Origin of the sequence: Aliiroseovarius sediminilitoris, assembly GCF_900109955.1 — a bacterium.
Classification (GTDB): Bacteria; Pseudomonadota; Alphaproteobacteria; order Rhodobacterales; family Rhodobacteraceae; genus Aliiroseovarius; species Aliiroseovarius sediminilitoris.
In genome coordinates this window covers 209,245-227,334 of the sequence record NZ_FOJB01000001.1, presented here as the reverse complement: position 1 = coordinate 227,334, position 18,090 = coordinate 209,245, and the positions used below count along the sequence as shown (strand labels likewise).

The 18,090-nt window shown below is 59.3% G+C and carries 18 protein-coding genes and 1 tRNA gene; 8 read left to right on the top strand and 11 right to left on the bottom strand.

The genetic code is table 11. The annotated features are described in order from the left end of the window. Position 1: 1 nt before the first annotated feature. The 4 genes from BMY55_RS01070 to BMY55_RS01055 all read right to left on the bottom strand — a co-directional run bounded on the left by BMY55_RS01070 (position 2) and on the right by BMY55_RS01055 (position 3,371). Positions 2 to 78, bottom strand: a tRNA-Arg gene (locus tag BMY55_RS01070). 44 nt (positions 79 to 122) lie between these two features. Next, entirely contained in the window at positions 123 to 1,163 is a 1,041-nt protein-coding gene (locus BMY55_RS01065; protein ID WP_091427517.1) for a LacI family DNA-binding transcriptional regulator, read from the bottom strand. Between the two features lie 95 nt (positions 1,164 to 1,258). Then, the gene (locus BMY55_RS01060) at positions 1,259 to 2,038 is read right to left on the bottom strand and encodes an inositol monophosphatase family protein (protein ID WP_091427516.1); all 780 of its coding nucleotides are present in this window, start codon (positions 2,036 to 2,038) and stop codon (positions 1,259 to 1,261) included. Next, positions 2,025 to 3,371, bottom strand: a complete 1,347-nt coding sequence (locus BMY55_RS01055; RefSeq protein ID WP_091427514.1) for a TldD/PmbA family protein — start codon at positions 3,369 to 3,371, stop codon at positions 2,025 to 2,027. Before BMY55_RS01055 ends, BMY55_RS01060 begins: the two co-directional genes overlap by 14 nt. Positions 3,372 to 3,502: 131 nt before the next feature. On the opposite strand from BMY55_RS01055, the gene BMY55_RS01050 reads away from it, so the two are divergent. The 4 genes from BMY55_RS01050 to BMY55_RS01030 all read left to right on the top strand — a co-directional run bounded on the left by BMY55_RS01050 (position 3,503) and on the right by BMY55_RS01030 (position 7,779). Continuing rightward, positions 3,503 to 4,258 carry an SDR family oxidoreductase gene (locus BMY55_RS01050; protein WP_091427513.1) on the top strand — a complete coding sequence of 252 codons (756 nt, stop codon included), beginning with the start codon at positions 3,503 to 3,505 and terminating at the stop codon, positions 4,256 to 4,258. Further along, positions 4,255 to 4,887 (top strand): enoyl-CoA hydratase/isomerase family protein, encoded by a 633-nt coding sequence (locus BMY55_RS01045; RefSeq protein ID WP_091427511.1) that lies wholly within the window; start codon positions 4,255 to 4,257, stop codon positions 4,885 to 4,887. Before BMY55_RS01050 ends, BMY55_RS01045 begins: the two co-directional genes overlap by 4 nt. 373 nt (positions 4,888 to 5,260) lie before the next feature. Continuing rightward, positions 5,261 to 6,586 carry a mechanosensitive ion channel family protein gene (locus tag BMY55_RS01035; protein WP_091427509.1) on the top strand — a complete coding sequence of 442 codons (1,326 nt, stop codon included), beginning with the start codon at positions 5,261 to 5,263 and terminating at the stop codon, positions 6,584 to 6,586. Next, the gene (locus BMY55_RS01030) at positions 6,583 to 7,779 is read left to right on the top strand and encodes a TIGR03862 family flavoprotein (protein WP_091427507.1); all 1,197 of its coding nucleotides are present in this window, start codon (positions 6,583 to 6,585) and stop codon (positions 7,777 to 7,779) included. The genes BMY55_RS01035 and BMY55_RS01030 overlap by 4 nt, the downstream gene beginning before the upstream one ends. Here the strand turns inward: BMY55_RS01030 and BMY55_RS01025 are convergent. The 5 genes from BMY55_RS01025 to BMY55_RS01005 all read right to left on the bottom strand — a co-directional run bounded on the left by BMY55_RS01025 (position 7,755) and on the right by BMY55_RS01005 (position 12,960). Beyond that, a complete protein-coding gene (locus tag BMY55_RS01025) occupies positions 7,755 to 8,345 on the bottom strand; it encodes a glutathione S-transferase family protein (RefSeq protein ID WP_091427505.1) in 591 nt (196 codons plus the stop codon). The two genes, BMY55_RS01030 and BMY55_RS01025, sit on opposite strands and share 25 nt — an antisense overlap. Beyond that, a complete protein-coding gene (gene holA, locus BMY55_RS01020) occupies positions 8,342 to 9,367 on the bottom strand; it encodes a DNA polymerase III subunit delta (RefSeq protein WP_091427503.1) in 1,026 nt (341 codons plus the stop codon). The genes BMY55_RS01025 and holA overlap by 4 nt, the downstream gene beginning before the upstream one ends. After that, positions 9,364 to 9,861, bottom strand: a complete 498-nt coding sequence (gene lptE / locus BMY55_RS01015) for an LPS assembly lipoprotein LptE (RefSeq protein ID WP_091427502.1) — start codon at positions 9,859 to 9,861, stop codon at positions 9,364 to 9,366. Before lptE ends, holA begins: the two co-directional genes overlap by 4 nt. Continuing rightward, entirely contained in the window at positions 9,848 to 12,391 is a 2,544-nt protein-coding gene (leuS, locus tag BMY55_RS01010; protein WP_091427500.1) for a leucine--tRNA ligase, read from the bottom strand. Before leuS ends, lptE begins: the two co-directional genes overlap by 14 nt. A 74-nt stretch (positions 12,392 to 12,465) precedes the next feature. Continuing rightward, the gene (locus tag BMY55_RS01005) at positions 12,466 to 12,960 is read right to left on the bottom strand and encodes a DUF3576 domain-containing protein (protein WP_091427498.1); all 495 of its coding nucleotides are present in this window, start codon (positions 12,958 to 12,960) and stop codon (positions 12,466 to 12,468) included. Between the two features lie 295 nt (positions 12,961 to 13,255). Here BMY55_RS01005 and BMY55_RS01000 point away from each other — a divergent pair, with 295 nt between their 5' ends. After that, entirely contained in the window at positions 13,256 to 14,098 is an 843-nt protein-coding gene (locus BMY55_RS01000) for a porin (RefSeq protein WP_177179267.1), read from the top strand. Positions 14,099 to 14,192: 94 nt separating this feature from the next. After that, entirely contained in the window at positions 14,193 to 14,846 is a 654-nt protein-coding gene (locus BMY55_RS00995; protein WP_091431901.1) for a YggS family pyridoxal phosphate-dependent enzyme, read from the top strand. A 60-nt stretch (positions 14,847 to 14,906) separates the two neighbouring features. Here the strand turns inward: BMY55_RS00995 and BMY55_RS00990 are convergent, their stop codons facing one another. Further along, positions 14,907 to 15,395 (bottom strand): L,D-transpeptidase family protein, encoded by a 489-nt coding sequence (locus tag BMY55_RS00990; RefSeq protein WP_091431899.1) that lies wholly within the window; start codon positions 15,393 to 15,395, stop codon positions 14,907 to 14,909. A gap of 17 nt (positions 15,396 to 15,412) precedes the next feature. After that, positions 15,413 to 16,492 (bottom strand): GTP cyclohydrolase II, encoded by a 1,080-nt coding sequence (gene ribA, locus BMY55_RS00985; protein ID WP_091431897.1) that lies wholly within the window; start codon positions 16,490 to 16,492, stop codon positions 15,413 to 15,415. 202 nt (positions 16,493 to 16,694) lie between these two features. On the opposite strand from ribA, the gene BMY55_RS00980 reads away from it, so the two are divergent. Next, positions 16,695 to 17,381, top strand: a complete 687-nt coding sequence (locus BMY55_RS00980) for a response regulator transcription factor (protein WP_091431895.1) — start codon at positions 16,695 to 16,697, stop codon at positions 17,379 to 17,381. Between the two features lie 131 nt (positions 17,382 to 17,512). Then, entirely contained in the window at positions 17,513 to 18,019 is a 507-nt protein-coding gene (locus BMY55_RS00975) for a GNAT family N-acetyltransferase (RefSeq protein WP_177179266.1), read from the top strand. Positions 18,020 to 18,090 lie beyond the last annotated feature (71 nt).

Here is an 18,090-nt window from a genome sequence, read left to right as displayed (position 1 = left end):
GTGGCGACCCCGGCAGGATTCGAACCTGCAACCTGCCCCTTAGGAGGGGGCTGCTCTATCCAGTTGAGCCACGGGGTCTTTTGGTTGGAATAGTGTCAGGCAACTGGCTTGTCCAGCCGGGTCTACCTGCGCCTGAGTGTGTCGCCGGGCTGTATTTTGGGAGTCAGTTCGATGCGCTCGCCACCGCCGATTGCGCCATCTTCGGCGCTGCGTTCGGCGATGATGCGGGCGGCGGCGCGACCGATTTCGGCGCGGCAGGCGTCCATCGTGGCCAATTGCCGGGGCAGGCCGTCCAGCAACTCGACCCCGTTGAACCCGGCAAGGCCGATTTGGCCGGGAACGCTGATCCCCTGATCCAGACAATACAGCAATCCGCCTGCCCCGATCATATCGTTGGAATAATACAGAAAATCTATTTCGGGCGTGCGTTTCAGCATCGCTTCGGTCATTTCGCGCCCCTTGGCCAGCGCCGATCCGCCCTCGTAAAATTCCCGATCAACGATTTCTATGCCTTCTTTGGCCAGCGCTTCGGTAAAGCCTTCAAACCGTTTGCGGGCGCGGTGATCCAGCGGCATCTTGGTGCCAAGGAAGCCGATATTGCGATAGCCCGCTTTCAGGATGGCATTGGCCATCTTGCGCCCAGCGCGCCGGTGCGAAATACCGACGCAGGCGTCAATAGCCTGCCCGTCGGTGTCCATGATCTCGACCACTGGAATACCTGCGGCTTTCAGCATGGCTTTGGACGCGTCGGAATGTTCCAGCCCGGCGATGATCACACCGGACGGGCGCCATGACAGCATCTCGTACAGCACTTTTTCTTCGCGTTCGGGCTTGTAATTGGTCACGCCCACGACAGGTTGCAGCGGCGTTTCGTCCAGCACCTCGTTGATACCGGTCATGACCTCGGGAAATACCATATTGCTGAGGGACGGGATGATCACCGCGACCAGATTGACCCGTTGCGAAGCCAAAGCACCAGCGATCTTGTTTGGCACATAGCCCAGGTCTTTAGCAGCCTCCAACACGCGTTCGCGGGTGGTTTGGCTGACATCTCCCCGGTTCCGCAACACCCGGCTGACCGTCATTTCGCTGACACCGGACGCTTCCGAGACATCACGAAGGGTAAGGGGGCGGCGATTTCGGGAAGGGGCTGTGTCGGTCACGAAGGCATCCTCGCAGGTAAATGGATGCGCTCATGTTAGCGATAAAGTCTTTCTTGGCAATGACCTCTTTTCAAACCGATGTTAGCCTAACATTGTCATGCCAGACGGGTCAGCAACGCGTCGTGAATGATCGCACCACCAGCAACCATGCCGGGAAGCTTTGGCACCGGGTTGTTGAAATGTGTCGGCTGGCGCGCGCGGTCGCTGACAATGCCGCCGGCTTCCTCCACGATCAGGCTGCCCGCCGCGACATCCCATTCCCAGGTGGGATGCAATGTCATCATCGCGTCGAAACGGCCTTCACCCACGAGTGACAGCCGATAGGCCAGTGATGACCGGAACTTGCGGCTGATCGGGGGAACTGTCGCATTGATCCAACGCGATGGTGCGAGATTGGGCTTTGCAGCCAAAACAGTTGCGCCGTCCAGCTCTGCGCGGGTGCTGACCGCAAGGGGCTGGTTGTTCAAAGTGGCCCCTTTACCAAGGGCGGCGGCGTAGAGCTTGTCGCGCAGGGGAAGATAAACCACCGCCGCTTCGACACGACCGTTGCGGGCGATGGCCAACGAATGGGCCCATGTGGTGGATCCTTCGATGAAGGACCGCGTGCCATCGATGGGGTCAACGATGAACACATGCTCGGCGGATAACCGTTCCGCGCCATCCTCAGTTTCCTCTGACAGCCAACCATAATCAGGCCGCGCAGCGGTAAGTTCTTCGCGCAGCATCTGGTCCACCGCCAGATCGGCCTCGGTCACGGGGCCTTGGCCGCCGGGTTTGTCCCAGCGATCTGCGAACCCATGGAAATAGCGTGCGGCGATCTTGCCTGCGTCCTGCGCGGCGTCGATCAGCAGGGACAGGTCATCAGTCTCCGGCAATGGTCATTCCTTCGACCAGCAAGCTGGGAACCATGCGGCTCAGGTGGGCCTCGGCGTCGTTGGCGGGAATGATCCGGCGCAGCATGTCCCGCAGATTGCCCGCAATGGTGCATTCATTGACCGGATAGGCGATCTGGCCGTTTTCGACCCAGAAACCTGATGCGCCGCGTGAGTAATCGCCTGTTGTCGGATTGATGGTCGAGCCGATCATCGAGGTGACGAGCAAACCGGTTCCCATCTGCGCCGTCAAGTCCATTTTGGTCGATTTGCCTTGTGTTAGGGTCACATTCGAGATTGAGGGCGACGGCGGTGATGATGTGCCTCGCGATGCGCTGGCTGTGCTGTTCAGGCCCAATTTGTTGGCCGTTGCAATGTCCAGCGTCCACCCGGTCAACGTGCCGTTGTCAATGATCTTGCGGACCCGTGTGGCCAGCCCTTCTCCGTCGAAAGGACGCGAACCCGATATGCGCGGGCGGTGTGGGTCTTCGATCAGGTCAATGCCGTCGGGCAAGACCTGCTCGCCCAACGCGTCGCGCAGCCAGGACGAACCGCGGGCGATCATGGCACCGTTGACCGCCGACAAAAGATGTCCGATCAGCGACGAGGAAATCCGCTCGTCATAGAGAACCGGAAAGGCTCCGGTTGGGGGTTTGCGTGCGCCCGCACGTTCCACCGTGCGCCGCCCGGCCTTCGTGCCAACCTCAACCGCCGAAGGAAGATCGGCCTGAAAACTGCGCATTTCGCCAGCATAGTCACGCTCCATCGTGGCCCCTTCGCCAGTGATTGCAACGGTAGAAATGGCGCGATGGGTGCGCCCGTATCCGCCGGAAAACCCGTTGCTTGTCGCCAGATGGAATTGGTGTCGCCCATATCCGGCTGAACTGCTGGATACCTGCGTCACACCTTCGACCGCCAGCGCAGCGGCCTCTGCTTCGGCAGCATCGCGTTCCAGATCAGCCGGGTCGGGTTCGGCCGTCGGGTCTTGCAGGTCCAACGCAGCCAGATCCCAGTCGCTGGCCAGCATCTCGGCTGTGGCCTGCGCAATATTGGGATCTTCCGGGGCTTCCTTGGCCATCGCGACTGCGCGTTCCGCCATGGTCTGAATGGTTTGTGTCGAAATGTCCGATGCGGAAACACAGGCTTGCCGCTGCCCAACCAGAACGCGCAGACCGATATCGATGTCCTCTGATCGCTCGGCATGTTCCAGTTTCCCGTGCAACACGTCGATCGACACCGATGTCCCGTCAACCGCGAGCGCATCCGCCCCATCGGCCCCGGCCTTCTGGGCGGCGTCCAGCAACTGCTGTGTCAGATCGTCAAGCGTATTTGTCATGTCGGTCCCTTTCCCGGTCGTGTCCCTGAGGTAACGTCAGGGGCGCATGGTCGCAAGATGTGACTCTGGCCTAAACCACTTTGCTGGGCTAGCACTTAGGGGACAGCACTTAGGGGACAGGAGGAGTGACGATGACAGACATGACCGGAAAAACCGTATTGATTACAGGTGCCAGCCGCGGGATCGGCGAGGCCGCCGCCCATATCTTTGCCCAGGCCGGGGCCAATGTCGTGCTGACGGCGCGTGGGAAATCCCAGATCGACGCGATTGCTGCCGCAATTGGCGACCGCGCCCTCGCGGTGCGATGTGACGTATCAAAATGGGAGGATGTGAAATCTGCCGTTGACGCGGCGGTCGCCAGCTTCGGCAATGTCGATGTCTTGATAAACAACGCAGGCGTGATCGAACCGATTGGACCATTGATAGACTCTAATCCGGCCGAATGGGGTCATGTGATCGACGTGAACCTGAAGGGTGTCTATTATGGTATCCGGGCAGTGATGCCGATCATGGCGGCGCAAGGCGGTGGGTCAGTACTGACCATCAGCTCGGGTGCCGCGCATAACGCGCTGGAAGGCTGGGCGCATTACTGTGCGTCGAAGGCAGGCGTGCATATGTTGAACAAGGCGCTGCATCGGGAGGGCGCGGGCAAGGGCATCCGCGCAATCGGCCTGTCGCCAGGCACCGTTGCCACCCAGATGCAACGCGAGATCAAAGGGTCGGGTATCAACGCGGTTGCCCAGCTTTCATGGTCCGAACACATCCCGCCAGAATGGGTCGCCCGCGCGCTGTTGTGGATGTGCACCGAGGATGCAGACGATTTCCTTGGCGAAGAAATCTCGCTTCGGGACGAGGACATTCGAGCGCGCGCGCAGGTGCGTGGATGATCGACGTCAAAAAGCAAGACGGGGTCTGGATTGTGACCCTAAACCGCCCGGAAAAGGCAAATTCTCTGACCAAGGCGATGCTGGAAGATCTGGCGAAGATCGCTATGGAAGCATCGGGTGAAGCGCGCGTTATGATCCTGACGGGTGCCGGGAATGTGTTTTCCGCCGGGGCAGATCTGGATGAGGCACGCGCCGGGCTTGCCGTGGATGGGGTGTGGGAACGTCTGTCAAACGCAGTGTCCGCAGCCCCTTGCCTGACCATCGCGGCCCTGAACGGCACGCTGGCGGGCGGCGCCTTTGGAATGGCGCTGGCCTGCGACATCCGCATCGCGGTGCCCGAGGCGTCGTTCTTCTATCCGGTGATGAAGCTGGGGTTCCTGCCACAGCCGTCCGATCCGCGCCGGATGGTGGGGCTAATCGGTCCCGCACGCACCAAGATCATTCTGATGTCCGGGCAGAAAGTGCAGGCAGACGAGGCTCTGCAATGGGGGCTGGTGGATCGTCTTGTCCCGCGCGCCACGCTGTTGGAGGCAGCACTGGAGCTTGCAGAGGCGGCGCGAACCCAACGCGCGGATCACGTCGCTGAAATGAAGCGGATGATCCCGGATGTAGGCTCTAATCAAGCCTGATATCGACGGTATGGTCGGCGCGACCTCTTGGGTATGTCATAGAAATCCGGTGGACGTTTCGCCACCCACCTGATGAACCGTGCCAGCGCAGCATGCGATTGCAGTGCTGCGGCGGCGTTGAAACTGCGTGCGGGGTTGGCCTCGCTCAGTTCAAGATGGATTTGGTTTTGGCAGATTTGATGCAGAAGCATTGTCGCCCACCCTCGCCGCCACGCAACTTCGGCACAAGATGACGCCGGCTTTGCACCACGTGAGGCGGAATCGGCCTGCTGCATAACACGCAAATGGGCACCGAATCCTTGCCCTTTGATGCCAGATCGCTATCCATGCCGGATAGTTTTGCAAACATCCCCATTTTGGCAAGAGGACACGCATGGAGAACCGCCCGGAAATTCTGGATCAGGCCATAGGTTATTTCAACCAAGCGTGGGAACTTGCCGAAGGGTGGCTTCTGTCCCCGGCGGCGTGGTCGCAATTCGGCTTGCTGGTCGTGGCCTATCTGGCGGCGCATCTGGTTGCGCGAAAGCTGACCCCTCTCATTACACGGTTGCTGTCACCCGCCGGCAACCAAAAATCCCTGCTGTCGAAGGCGCGGTTGTTCCTGCTGATATTCCTTCCGCTGACCCTGCCCCTGCTGGCATGGGCGTTTACCGGGATTGGTGAACAAGTGACGCGATCCCTGTTCGGGTCCGGAGCCGTGATCGCACTGGGTAAACGGATATTCCTGTTCCTTGCGGTGCGGGCCTTTGTGAAGCAGATCCTCAAGGATCCGTTCCTGAAGCTGCTGGGCCGGTATGTGCTGATCCCCGTGGCGGCGCTTTATGTGCTTGGGTTGCTTGCGCCGGTCACTACCAAACTGGAAGAAACCGTTGTGCCGCTGGGCAACATGAGCTTCTCGCTGCTGTTCGCCGTGAAGTTTGTCGTGATCAGCGGCACGATCTTCTGGCTGGGGCGGTGGTCGAACGATCAGACGCGGCAGGCGATCAAGAAACAGAAGGAAATGCGCCCGGCAACGCGAGAACTGGCCGCCAAGGCTGCCGAGATCGCGATCTTCGGCGTCGCGTTCCTGGTGCTGATGAACATCATGGGCATCAACCTGACCTCGCTTGCGGTTCTTGGGGGTGCCATCGGTGTCGGGCTTGGCTTTGGGCTACAACAGATTGCATCGAACTTCATTTCCGGCGTGATCCTTCTACTGGAAGGGCAGGCCACCGTCGGGGATTATGTTGAACTGGATGGGGGCGAGGCGGGCACAATTGTGAAGATGACCGCCCGAGCCGCCATATTAGAGACGTTTGACGGCCGTTGGATCGTTGTTCCGAACGAGCATTTCATCACCACCCGGGTTGTGAACTACTCGGATGCGGGCAGCGCCAACAGGTACGAGGCACCGTTCTCGGTCAGCTACGACTCCGATATTGAAGCGATCCCCGAACTGATTGAAAACGCCGTGGCGGAACTGGACTTTGTGTTGACCGACACCGAGGAACACCGCCCGGACTGCGAGCTGCGTGCCTTCGGTGATAGCGGAGTGGATTTCGCGGTTGAGTTCTGGGTGAACGGCATCGACGACGGGCGCAACAAGTTTACGCCGCGTGTGATGATGCAGGTCTGGAAGACCCTCAAGGCCAACAGCATCGAAATCCCCTATCCGCATCGCGTGGTCGAGATGAAAGCCCCCACTCAGGACACCGCGTGACACAAGCTCTGGTCATCGGTGCAGGGCCTGGTGGCTTGATGGCAGCGGGTGAACTGGCGCGGGCCGGTCTGTCTGTCACCATTGCCGAGGCAAAACCCTCGCCCGCGCGCAAATTCCTGATGGCGGGCAAGTCCGGGCTGAACCTGACCAAAGCCGAACCGCTGGAGCAGTTTCTCAGCCAAATACTTGGGCCGAAGCAGCTTCACGATATCGTTGCGGATTTCGGGCCCGAAGCCGTGCAGGACTGGGCGCGCGGGCTGGGGCAAGAGGTGCTCACCGGATCGTCGGGCCGCGTCTTTCCCAAGGCGATGAAAGCCTCTCCCTTGCTGCGCGCGTGGTTGGCTGAACTGGGCGGTATGGGTGTTCAAATGCGGCGCGGCTGGGTTTGGACTGCGATCAGGGCGCGCGACATGGTGTTTGCGACCCCTGGCGGCGAACAAGCTCTACGCCCCGATGTGACCGTTCTGGCGCTGGGCGGCGGCAGCTGGGCGCACTTGGGATCGGATGGAAAATGGGTCTCTATCCTTGCGGAAAATGGGGTGGCCTGCGTGCCATTCCAGCCGTCGAACATGGGGTTCGTGGTGGCTTGGTCAGATCACATGACGCGCCATTTCGGGGTGCCGATAAAGCCTGTGCGCCTGCACGCAGGTGACACGTCGGTGGTGGGGGAGTTTGTCATTTCGTCCAAAGGGGTCGAGGGATCGGCAATCTATGCCGTCAGTCGTGCGATGCGGGACGGGGCGGTGTTGTTCGTTGATCTGACGCCCGATCGCAGCGTCGATGATGTGGCGACCCGGTTGGCAAAACCCCGTGGCAAAACCAGCCTGACAAACCACTTGCGCAAGACCCTGAAACTGGACCCGGCCAAGATCGCGCTGTTGCAGGAATTTGCCCGCCCGTTGCCGACCGACCCTACGGCTTTGGCTTCTGTGATAAAGGCACTGCCGGTTCTCCACCACGGGCCGCGCCCAATGGACGAGTCGATTTCAACGGCGGGCGGGCTGCCTTTCGGCGCATTGGATGCAGGGTTGATGGTCAAGACCCTGCCCGGTGTCTTTGCTTGCGGCGAAATGCTGGATTGGGATGCGCCAACGGGGGGGTATCTTTTGACCACCTGTCTGGCGACGGGGCGGCATGCAGGGCGCGCCGCCGCAAAATGGGCGCAAGATCAGGCGGCAGAAGCCCGCACATAGGCCGCCCGGCTGCGCAAGGGCTTGGCATAGGCGCGGAAAGCGTCGTTCTCCAGCGGGAAACCCGCCGCGATGGCCCAGCTTCCGCAATGGGTGGCAATAATGTCCGGCACGGTCATCTGATCGCCCATCAGAAACGGTGCGTCCCCCTTGCGGCGCATCAGCTCGTTCACCGCGCGTGCAAACTCCCATTTCAGGCTCTGTTTCACCTCGGGAACGCGTTTTTCTTCGGGCAGAATAAAGGTGTGGCGCGCGGCAGTCCACAGGGTGGCGTCCATCTCATCCAGAAGGAAATGGGTGAACCCGTCCTGGCGTGCGCGGTCGAGCGTGCCAGCCGGATAAGTCAGCGCACCGTGTTTGTCAGCGAGGTAGTGCATGATCGCGGTGCTGTCCGTCAGGGCGGCGTCGCCATCCAACAACACCGGCACCTTGCCCGCCGGGTTGAATTTGCGCAGCGCGTCTGATCGCGGAGCATGGGTCAGACGGTCATAGCTTTGCCCCAACTCCTCCAGCATCCACAGAACGCGGAAGGTGCGGGTGACGGTCGGCCCGATCACCGTGTAGGTCATCTTTTAGCTCCCAGCATGGCCAAGCGAATCAAGGTGCGCTCCATCAGCGCCATCACCGGCGCTTTTTGGGCTGACCGCAACGTCAGGTCTGTCTCGACCAGAATTTCCAGCGCCTGTTCCAGGCGTCGCAACCCCCATTGCTGGGCTTGCCGCACCATGCGGTCCCGGCTTTTGAAATGCACAGGTGGGCGCAGCCGGTTGATACCCTGGGCTGGTCCGGCCGGGTCGGCGCAGGCCGCATGCAGCGCGCGGAAATGGCGGGTGGTGTTGATGCACAGGCCAACCGGGTCGACCCCTTGTGCCTGAAGCCGGGCCAGAACAGGCCCTATTTCGCCTGAGCGCCCCTCGGCGGTGGCGTGAAGCAGGTCATCCAAACCGGCCTCGGTCGAGGTGGGCGAGACCGCCAATACATCACCGGGGGTGACGGGGGTTTGATCGCCCAGCTTATACAGTCCCAGCTTTTCCACGGTCTGCCGGAAATCCCCCGGATCAAGGTCGCGTGACAGGCTGGTCAGCTCGTTCATCGCCTCGGGTGAAATGTCCGCGACCCCGGCGCGTTTCAAGTCGGCGTCGATCTCGTCCCGCGTTGGTGGATCGTCATAGATCCCGACCGCATAGGCATTTGGGTGGATTTCAAACAGTTTACGCAGCGCGCCACGGGCTTTCAGATTGCCCGCGGTGACGACGAGTTGCGCATCGCCATCTTGCCAATCCTCCAACGCGTTGTCGATGACGCCAGCGGTCGTCTCGGTCGCGTCCTCGACAAAGGCCACGCGGGGACCGGGGAAGAAGCCTCGTGACTTGATCGCGTCAGACAGCATCGCGGGGTCTTTGCGCAGATCACCCGCCGGGATTCGCGTCAGGCGCATTTCTTCTTCGCCCTGTGGGCCGATCAGGTTGGCAATCAACTCCTGCCGCTTCAGGGCGACACGCATCGCGTCCGACCCGTAAATCAGAACGCCGGTACGGCGGGGGTCGGGCTTGGCAAAATACTTAACGGCTTCGCGCGGTGCGAGCTTCATTTGCCCCAACCTGAGAAGGTGGCGGTGAATCGCGTAACCATCATGTCGGCAAGCGATACCATCAATCGCCGCTTTGCATCCCGTTCGACCGATGCGGTTGACACCGTGGACCCTTCGGTCGAATACGAGGTGAAGTTCGACAAGCTGCCGCTTTCCACAACCTCGCCTGTTGCGGATGAGGTCACAGAAAATTCAACTGCGCCAAGGATTTGCGTGCGGGTGATTTCTTGCCGGGGGGTCACGCCGACATCTTCGGATCGGGTGGTGATGGTATAGCTGAGATCATACGGGGCCGACAGGTTGCGGCCCAACCGCTCTTCCAGACGTTTCACCAGCTCATAGCTGTTGGCGTCAGAGGGTGCGGCCACCGTCACCGCGCCCCGCAGACCATCCGCCGAACCGCCGGGCGCATAGACCGGGGTGAACCCGCAGGCCCCAAGCGCCGCCGTGGCGACCAGTGCAGTCAGGAAAAAACGGCGATCAGACCACGACATTCACAATGCGCCCCGGAACCACGATGACTTTCTTGGGCGACTTGCCATCAAGCGCCCTGACAACAGCATCCTCGGCCAGCGCCAGTTTTTCAACCTCGGCTTTGCCCATATCTTTGGGCACGCTGATTTCCGCACGCCGTTTGCCATTGATCTGGATGGGCATGGTGACGGTATCTTCGACCAACATCGCCTCGTCCGCTTTTGGCCAGGGGGCTTGCGCGATCAGCCTCTCGCCACCCAGCAACGACCAGATTTCTTCTGACAGGTGTGGCGTCATTGGGGACATCAACTGTGCCAGCGTGCGCATCGCCAGTTTTTGCGCGCGCCCTCCCGCTTTCGATTTTGAAATGGTGTTCTGGAAGGCATAGAGCTTTGCGATGGCGGCATTGAAACCAAAACTTTCGATACCCATCGTCACATCATGGATCGCCTTGTGCATGGCGCGCAGAAGATCGGTATCGTCCCCGTCTGCATCATCCATTTCCGCGATCTTGACGGCAGTGGCGTGCACGCGGGCCAAGTGCTTGGCAGCGGCTTCCGCGCCCGAGGCTGTCCATTCCACATCGCGTTCAGGGGGCGAATCGCTCAGCACGAACCAGCGCGCAGTGTCGGCGCCGAAGGACGAAATGATGTTGGCCGGATCCACCACGTTCTTCTTGGATTTCGACATCTTGGCCGAGGGGATGACCTCAACCTCGGTCCCGCAGGCCCCAAGGCGCGCGCCGCTTTCCGTCCATTCGATGTCTTCTGGCAGATGATACACAGGCCGGTCGTTTTCGTCGCGCGTGACATAGATTTCGTGCGTCACCATGCCTTGGGTGAACAACGCATTGAACGGCTCGATCGCCTTGTCGGGCAGGTGGCCGCAGATATTCATCGCACGGGCAAAGAAGCGGGAATAGAGCAGGTGCAGAATGGCGTGCTCGATGCCGCCGATATACTGATCGACATTCATCCAATAGCTTGCGTCGTCCAGATCCGTAGGCGTGTCGGCATTCGGAGAGGTGAAGCGCGCGTAATACCAGGACGAATCGACAAAGGTGTCCATCGTGTCGGTTTCGCGCTGGGCGGGCTTGCCGCAGGACGGGCAGGCGCAGTCGCGCCATGTCGGGTGGCGGTCCAGCGGGTTGCCGGGCACGTCGAAGGTCACGTCTTCGGGCAGTTTGACCGGCAAATTCTCTTTCTTTTCAGGGACAACGCCGCAATCGGGGCAATGAACGACAGGGATCGGGCAGCCCCAATAGCGCTGGCGGCTCAGCCCCCAGTCGCGCAGGCGAAACTTTTCGACGCCTTTGCCCCAGCCGGCGTCCTCGGCGAATGTGATGGTGGCCTCAAGCGCTTCTTCGCCTGTGGCCTCGTCCAACCCGGCGAAATGATTGATCCATTTCACTTTTTCGGATTTTGGCGGCACGAAGGCCTCTTTATCGACGGGCGAGGGGTCTTCCAACGACAGGAAAGTGTCGATTACCGGCAAGTCATACTTGCGGCAGAAATCAAGGTCGCGCTGGTCATGGGCCGGGCAGGCGAAAATCGCGCCGGTGCCGTAATCCATCAGAATGAAGTTGGCGATCCACACTGGCAGTTCCCAATTCGGATCCAGCGGATGTTTCACGCGGATGCCGGTGTCATACCCGAGCTTCTCGGCGGTTTCGATGGCTTCTTCCGTGGTGCCGCCCTTGCGCATTTCGGCGAGTTTGGCGGCAATCCCGGGGCTCTCGGCCTCAAGCGCCTTGGAAATTGGGTGGTCGGGCGAGATACCGATGAAGGACGCGCCCATCAGCGTGTCGGGACGGGTCGTATAGACCTCGATCTCGCCGCCATCCACACGTTCAAAGCTGAATTGCAGACCCTGCGAGCGGCCGATCCAGTTGGCCTGCATGGTGCGCACCTTTTCAGGCCAGTTGTCCAGGCTGTCCAGCGCCTCCAGCAACTCGGCCGAATAATCCGAGATTTTGAAGAACCACTGCGTCAGATCGCGGCGTTCGACCGGTGCGCCCGACCGCCAGCCGCAGCCGTCGATCACCTGTTCATTGGCCAGAACGGTCATATCGACCGGGTCCCAGTTCACCGTGGCGTTTTTGCGATAGACCAGTCCGCGCTCCATGAAATCAATGAACATGGATTGTTGCTGGCCGTAATATTCCGGGTCGCAGGTGGCAAATTCGCGGCTCCAATCAATCGACAAGCCCAAAGGCTTCATCTGACCTTTCATGGTCTTGATATTGTCATAGGTCCATGTGCCGGGATGACCACCCTGAGCCATCGCGGCGTTTTCCGCAGGCATTCCGAAGGCATCCCAGCCCATTGGATGCAACACACTGAAACCACAAGAAGATTTATAGCGTGAGATCACGTCGCCCATCGTGTAATTGCGCACATGCCCCATATGGATACGGCCTGATGGATAGGGGAACATCTCTAGCACATAATACTTGGGGCGCGTTTCATCGCGCTTGGCGGTGAAAATTCCGGCCTTGTCCCAGGCTTCTTGCCATTTCGGTTCGATATCGGCGGCTGTGTATCGCGACATGCGGCTTGGTCCTTGATGTAGAAACGCCGGGCAACTGGCCCGGCGCTTGTCTTATTCCGATGGTCGATCCGGGTCTAGAGGTTGCCGTCGCGAATACGAAGCTGGCGCGCGCGGGTCAGGATCGCATCTTCGACCTTGCGCACGGCTTCGGCGCTGGCGGGGCCGGACCGTGTATAGAGTGCGACTGACAACGACCGCGCATCCAGCGCGGGGTCGCGCACGTAAACGGTGGCTTTGTAAGTGGAGCCGCCGCCGGGCGGACGACCGAAGCCAAAGACGATGATACCCGAGAAGGGATCGGCGGCCTGAACCGGCATGAAGCTCAGCACATCCAGCGAGGCATTCCAGATATAACGGTTTACTTCGACCGTGGTGTTGGGGTCGTCCACATTGGTGAACAAATCCCAGATGGTTTCGCGCCGCTCTTCCGTTTGGGGCGAATGCTGGACGGTATTTGCCTGCTGCTGACCACCGCCGATCCCCAACGATCCGCGGCCGCCGCCACAGGCAGACAGCCCGAGCACACCAATCAATGAAATTCCGAATGCGACAGACTTGAAGATGCGCATAAATAAGCCCCGTTTCCTCAATTTCCTCTTGTTAGTATATAAGGCCATACAGGCGGGCAAGCGTTTTCCCAAACAGAGCTTTTGCGGGCCAAGACGCTGGAAAAGAGCGGGAATACAGCGACCCCGGAAATGCGGCCTGGGAAACTGTGGCATAGAAGCACCAATTTCGGCCACAATCCGAAAACTGGTTTCGCATTTCTTGCAAACCCCGGCGGAAAGGTAGATTGAACCATCATACTCAATTCGGATTTCCCTGAATTGAGGTGCACTATTGAAACACATGAGGGAAAACGAAATGAAAAAGATTCTCTTCGCTTCGACCGCACTGGTTGCATCGGCTGGCTTCGCCGCCGCTGAAATCAGCTTTTCGGGTGAAGCCGGTATCGGCTTTGAATACGCAGACGTCGCAGTTGGTGACGACTGGACGCTGGACCACTATCTGACACTGACGGTCTCGATGACCGGTGAAACCGATGGCGGCCTGGGCTTCGGCGCAACCTTCGACATCACCAACACCGCTGGTGGCGGCGCTGTCGACGGCTCGTCGGCTTACATCGAAGGCGGCTTCGGCAAGTTCTCGGTTGGTAACGTTGGTTCGGCTGTTGACGCAAAACTGGGTCTGTCGGACATCGGTTACGGCGGCATCGGCACCGACAACGTTGCAGAAGCTCTGGTTGACGCAGCCGACATGGGCAACATGATGTACGAAGGCACTTTCGGTGACTTCGGGATCGCAATCTCGCACGACTTCAACGGCACCGAGATCACCTCGGTTGCAGCCACCTACTCGATGGGTGACTTCAACGTTGGTCTGGGTTACGACGATTGGGGCAACATCGACACGTCGAACACCATTCACGTGAAAGCTGGCGCTGATATCGCTGACTTCTCGATCAACGCTCTGTATTCGCGCAATGACGACAACGACGTGACCTCCTACGGTATCCACGGTGCTTACACCATGGGCGCAGTTGTTGTAAGCGCTGCTTACTCGGAAGTTGAAGTCGGTGCTCTGTCGACTGACGCATACGGTCTGGGCGTTGCATACGACCTGGGCGGTGGCGCATCGTTCAACGCCGGTGTTGGCGAAGTTGGCGGCACGACTGTTGCTGACCTCGGCATCATCATGCTGTTCTAATCCTAACGGATTATGACTAAGGGAAGAGCGGGCCTTGTGCCCGCTCTTTTCTTTTGGGACACCTATATCTGAACAATCAGACTTGGGGGATCCCATGCCACTTTCCGACATCACCGACCGTATTGCCAAAGAAGAGGCGCGCGTTGGGCGTGTGCCCGGGTCGACGCACCTAATTGCCGTGTCAAAGGTTCAGCCGCTGGACCGCGTTGTTGCCGTTCTGGAAGAAGGCCACCGCGTCTTTGGTGAAAACAAGGTGCAAGAGGCTGCCGGTAAGTGGCCGGATCTGAAACAGCGTTTCGACGGTGTGGAATTGCACCTGATCGGCCCGTTGCAATCCAACAAGACCCGTCAGGCGATGGGTCTGTTCGATGTGATCCATTCCCTCGATCGCCCGAAGCTGGCCCGTGCCATAGCGCGTATTGCCAACGAAGAAGGGCATTGCCCGCAGTTGTTCATTCAGGTGAACACAGGCGAGGAGCCTCAGAAAGCGGGGATCATGCCCGACGATCTGGATGATTTCGTCAGCGAATGTCGTGATCTGGGACTGCCAATCGTCGGGTTGATGTGCATTCCGCCGGTAGATGAAGAGCCGACCCTGCATTTTGCCCTGCTGGCCAAGATGGCCAAACGCAACGGGTTGGAGCAACTTTCAATGGGGATGAGCAGCGATTTCGAGCGTGCGATTGCACAAGGTGCGACACATGTGCGGGTAGGGTCTGCGATTTTTGGCGCGCGGGACTACGATTAGGGGCGTTGCCCCTCTGCGCGTTGCGCATTCACCCCAGGATATTTTGGACAAGAAAAAGACCTAGCGGACGATGATGCGGCTGTGTTGTGTCCAGTGAGACAGGATCCAGCGCAGATCTTGCGGTGCAAAGGCCAGGCATCCGGCGGTGGGGTGGCGCGGTTTGCGCCATTGGTGGATGAAGATGGCCGACCCTTTGCCGGGTTGTGCGTCGGGCCAGTTCCAATCGCTGATCAACACCACGTCGTAAAGTCGGGCAGTCATGCGTAGTTTTTCGTGGCTGAACGGGTGGTTCGTGGCGCGCAGCGGGTGGTTATAGGCGGCATCAGCGGGGTCGTCGGACCAGATGTCCCGTGGGTTTGTCGGGTGAAGGTCAAGCAATGTGTCTGGGGGTGCGATTCTGTCGGCGCGGAAGTAGCCCCCGACGATCCTCCATTTCCCGCGCGGGGTGGCCATATCGCCCTCGCGCTTGTTGTCCGTCATTCCGCCGCGCCCGATGGAGACACGGAACCGGCGGCCCATGAAGCGCGCATCCCAGCGCGATACCACCATGTCCGTTCGTCGCGGGATCACAGCAGATGCCCGGATTTGGAAGCTTTGGTGGCAAGGTAGGCTTCGTTATGGGTGCCTTTTCCAACCTTGAGCGGCACCCGTTCGGTGACTTCAATGCCGGTCTCGTTCATCATCGCAACCTTGCGGGGGTTGTTGGTCATCAGGCGAACGGATGAGAAGCCCAGTGACTTGAGGATCATCGAGCCGATGCGGAAATCCCTCTCGTCATCCTCAAACCCAAGGCGGTGGTTTGCTTCCACCGTGTCAAACCCCTGATCTTGCAGGGAATAGGCGCGCATCTTGTTGGCCAACCCGATGCCGCGTCCCTCCTGATTCAGGTAAAGCAACACGCCTTGGCCCTCCTGTCCGATCCGCGCAAGGGCGGTGTGAAGCTGCGGGCCGCAATCGCATTTCAGGCTGCCCAGCACGTCGCCGGTGAAACAGGCCGAGTGTAGGCGCGCAAGGACCGGATTATCGCGGGGTGGGCGGCCAATTTCCACGGCATAGTGTTCTTCGCTGCCATCGTCCGGGCGGTAGATATGCAGGCGTCCGGCTTCGCTGACCGATAGGGGCAAGCGGGCGTGGATGACAGGCGCGAGGGACATGATCTCGACCATCGCATCGTCCAAGGACATGGCGGTCAGGTTATCATTGGTGGCGACTTCGGGCGTGTTAGAGACATCTATCACCAAAGCGGCGGGCAACAGGCGGGCGGATTTGCACAGGGCAACAGACTGCGCCTCAAGCCCATCATCCCCACCGCGCAGGGTACGAAAAGGCCCTTTCATCGGGTGGGTCAGATCATCTGCGGGATCGGCGACGGATGCGATCCAGTCGGTTCCGGCATCATGCGGCAGTTCGATCCGGGCCACGCGGTCGGAATAAGCGCGGGCCTTCAGCGTGGCCGCCCGCCGGGGTGTTATGGCAAGAACTGGCGCGCCAAGTGTACGCATCTCGCTGAGCCGCCCCGATGACAATGTTTCGGCGGCCGCAACCAACACGGTGCGTCCATCACGCGCCAGCACCACCGGCACTCCCATGCGCAAATCGGCACGGGCGCGGGCCAGAAGCTCGGTCTGATTGGGGGCAAGTGTCATCGGCATCCTTTCACGACCTATAGTTAAAGCGTTTTGCGACGAACTTGAATCACCGATTTTCGCCAAGCGCTTTGGGATGAACTGTCACGATATGAAACATTTACCAGTGAATTGACACGAGGCCGTGAGACCGCTGTTACAAATCTTGTCAATCGCGTGAGGGAGGAACATCTGTTTGAGCAACACGACGGAGGAGGGCGACATGTCCACACTGAAAAAGATACTGCTTGTTGATGATGACGAGGATCTGCGCGACGCGCTGGCCGAACAGCTTCTGATGACCGAGGACTTCGATGTCTTCGAGGCCGGAAACGGATCTGAGGCTCTGATCAAGTCGAAGGAAGCGATCTATGATCTTGTGATTCTGGACGTGGGCCTGCCCGACACGGATGGGCGCGAGCTGTGCCGCGTGATGCGCAAACAGGGTGTGAAATGCCCCATTGTGATGCTGACCGGGCATGACACCGATTCCGACACCATTCTGGGTCTGGATGCAGGCGCAAACGACTATGTCTCCAAGCCCTTCAAGTTCCCGGTGCTTTTGGCCCGTATCCGTGCCCAGTTGCGCCAACACGAACAATCCGAGGACGCCGTGTTTCAGCTTGGGCCGTATACGTTCAAGCCGTCGATGAAGATGCTGATCACCGAAGATGACCGCAAAGTGCGCCTGACCGAGAAAGAGACGAATATCCTTAAGTTCCTCTATCGCTCAAACGACGGTGTGGTGGCCCGCGATGTCCTGCTGCACGAGGTCTGGGGTTATAATGCAGGCGTCACAACCCACACGTTAGAGACACATATCTATCGCCTGCGCCAGAAGATCGAGCCCGATCCGTCGAACGCACGGCTTCTGGTGACGGAAAGCGGCGGGTATCGGTTGAACGCATAAGGTTCCCTGGTGTCCGGGGTTGCGGGCACATTCCTCCCTGATGGACTGGCCGGACCTTTGGGTCCGGTCTTTTTTTGATGCGATTGGAGAACTTGGAAAGTGCGGCTAAGCTAAGATTTTGGAGGCCCAATATGTCAGCCAAAGTTATCCTTGCCCGCACCCCTGAAGAGATTGACCAAGTCAGAGTGCTTGTGTGGGAGTTTTTCGATGGCCTTCGTGCCAAGTATACTGAAATGCTTGATACGATAGACGAATACCTTGAGGAGCAGAACGTCAAAGGCGAGCTTGAGAACTTTGCAGACCATTTTTTGCCCCCACATGGCGAGTGTTTTCTAGCGTTGCTTGATAATGAGCCAGTCGGGATCGTGCTTATGAAACCTAAGGGCGCCAATGATGCCGAGATGAACCGGATGTATGTGCGGGATACTGCGCGCGGCAAGGGGATAGGTCGTAAGCTGGGCGAAGCGTTGTTGTCAAAGGCGCAGGCGCAAGGCGTCGGCATGGTCTGGCTTGATGCGCTCTATCGTCATAATGAGGCGCTTCCGCTATACGAAAGTCTGGGATTTGTCAGGTTTACTGACCCGGAGGCGTTTCACGGCGATGATGAGCGGGTGATCCATATGAAGCTAAAACTTTGAAAACAATGAACCAACGCGTGTCGTTAGACAGCACGCAGCAAATCAGTAAAACAACTACACCCTGCCCTCAC

Excerpts from the sequence above, each read along its gene's own strand:
- ribA (WP_091431897.1), bottom strand. The coding sequence starts at position 16,492 with ATGACACTTGCCCCCAATCAGACCGAGCTTCTGGCCCGCGCCCGTGCC.
- BMY55_RS00990 (WP_091431899.1), bottom strand. The coding sequence starts at position 15,395 with ATGGTGGTATCGCGCTGGGATGCGCGCTTCATGGGCCGCCGGTTCCGT.
- lptE (WP_091427502.1), bottom strand. The coding sequence starts at position 9,861 with ATGTCGTGGTCTGATCGCCGTTTTTTCCTGACTGCACTGGTCGCCACG.
- BMY55_RS01025 (WP_091427505.1), bottom strand. The coding sequence starts at position 8,345 with ATGACCTACACGGTGATCGGGCCGACCGTCACCCGCACCTTCCGCGTT.
- BMY55_RS01050 (WP_091427513.1), top strand. The coding sequence starts at position 3,503 with ATGACAGACATGACCGGAAAAACCGTATTGATTACAGGTGCCAGCCGC.
- BMY55_RS01000 (WP_177179267.1), top strand. The coding sequence starts at position 13,256 with ATGAAAAAGATTCTCTTCGCTTCGACCGCACTGGTTGCATCGGCTGGC.
- BMY55_RS00980 (WP_091431895.1), top strand. The coding sequence starts at position 16,695 with ATGTCCACACTGAAAAAGATACTGCTTGTTGATGATGACGAGGATCTG.
- BMY55_RS01055 (WP_091427514.1), bottom strand. The coding sequence starts at position 3,371 with ATGACAAATACGCTTGACGATCTGACACAGCAGTTGCTGGACGCCGCC.
- BMY55_RS01005 (WP_091427498.1), bottom strand. The coding sequence starts at position 12,960 with ATGCGCATCTTCAAGTCTGTCGCATTCGGAATTTCATTGATTGGTGTG.
- BMY55_RS00975 (WP_177179266.1), top strand. The coding sequence starts at position 17,513 with ATGTCAGCCAAAGTTATCCTTGCCCGCACCCCTGAAGAGATTGACCAA.
- BMY55_RS01035 (WP_091427509.1), top strand. The coding sequence starts at position 5,261 with ATGGAGAACCGCCCGGAAATTCTGGATCAGGCCATAGGTTATTTCAAC.
- leuS (WP_091427500.1), bottom strand. The coding sequence starts at position 12,391 with ATGTCGCGATACACAGCCGCCGATATCGAACCGAAATGGCAAGAAGCC.
- BMY55_RS01045 (WP_091427511.1), top strand. The coding sequence starts at position 4,255 with ATGATCGACGTCAAAAAGCAAGACGGGGTCTGGATTGTGACCCTAAAC.
- BMY55_RS00995 (WP_091431901.1), top strand. The coding sequence starts at position 14,193 with ATGCCACTTTCCGACATCACCGACCGTATTGCCAAAGAAGAGGCGCGC.
- holA (WP_091427503.1), bottom strand. The coding sequence starts at position 9,367 with ATGAAGCTCGCACCGCGCGAAGCCGTTAAGTATTTTGCCAAGCCCGAC.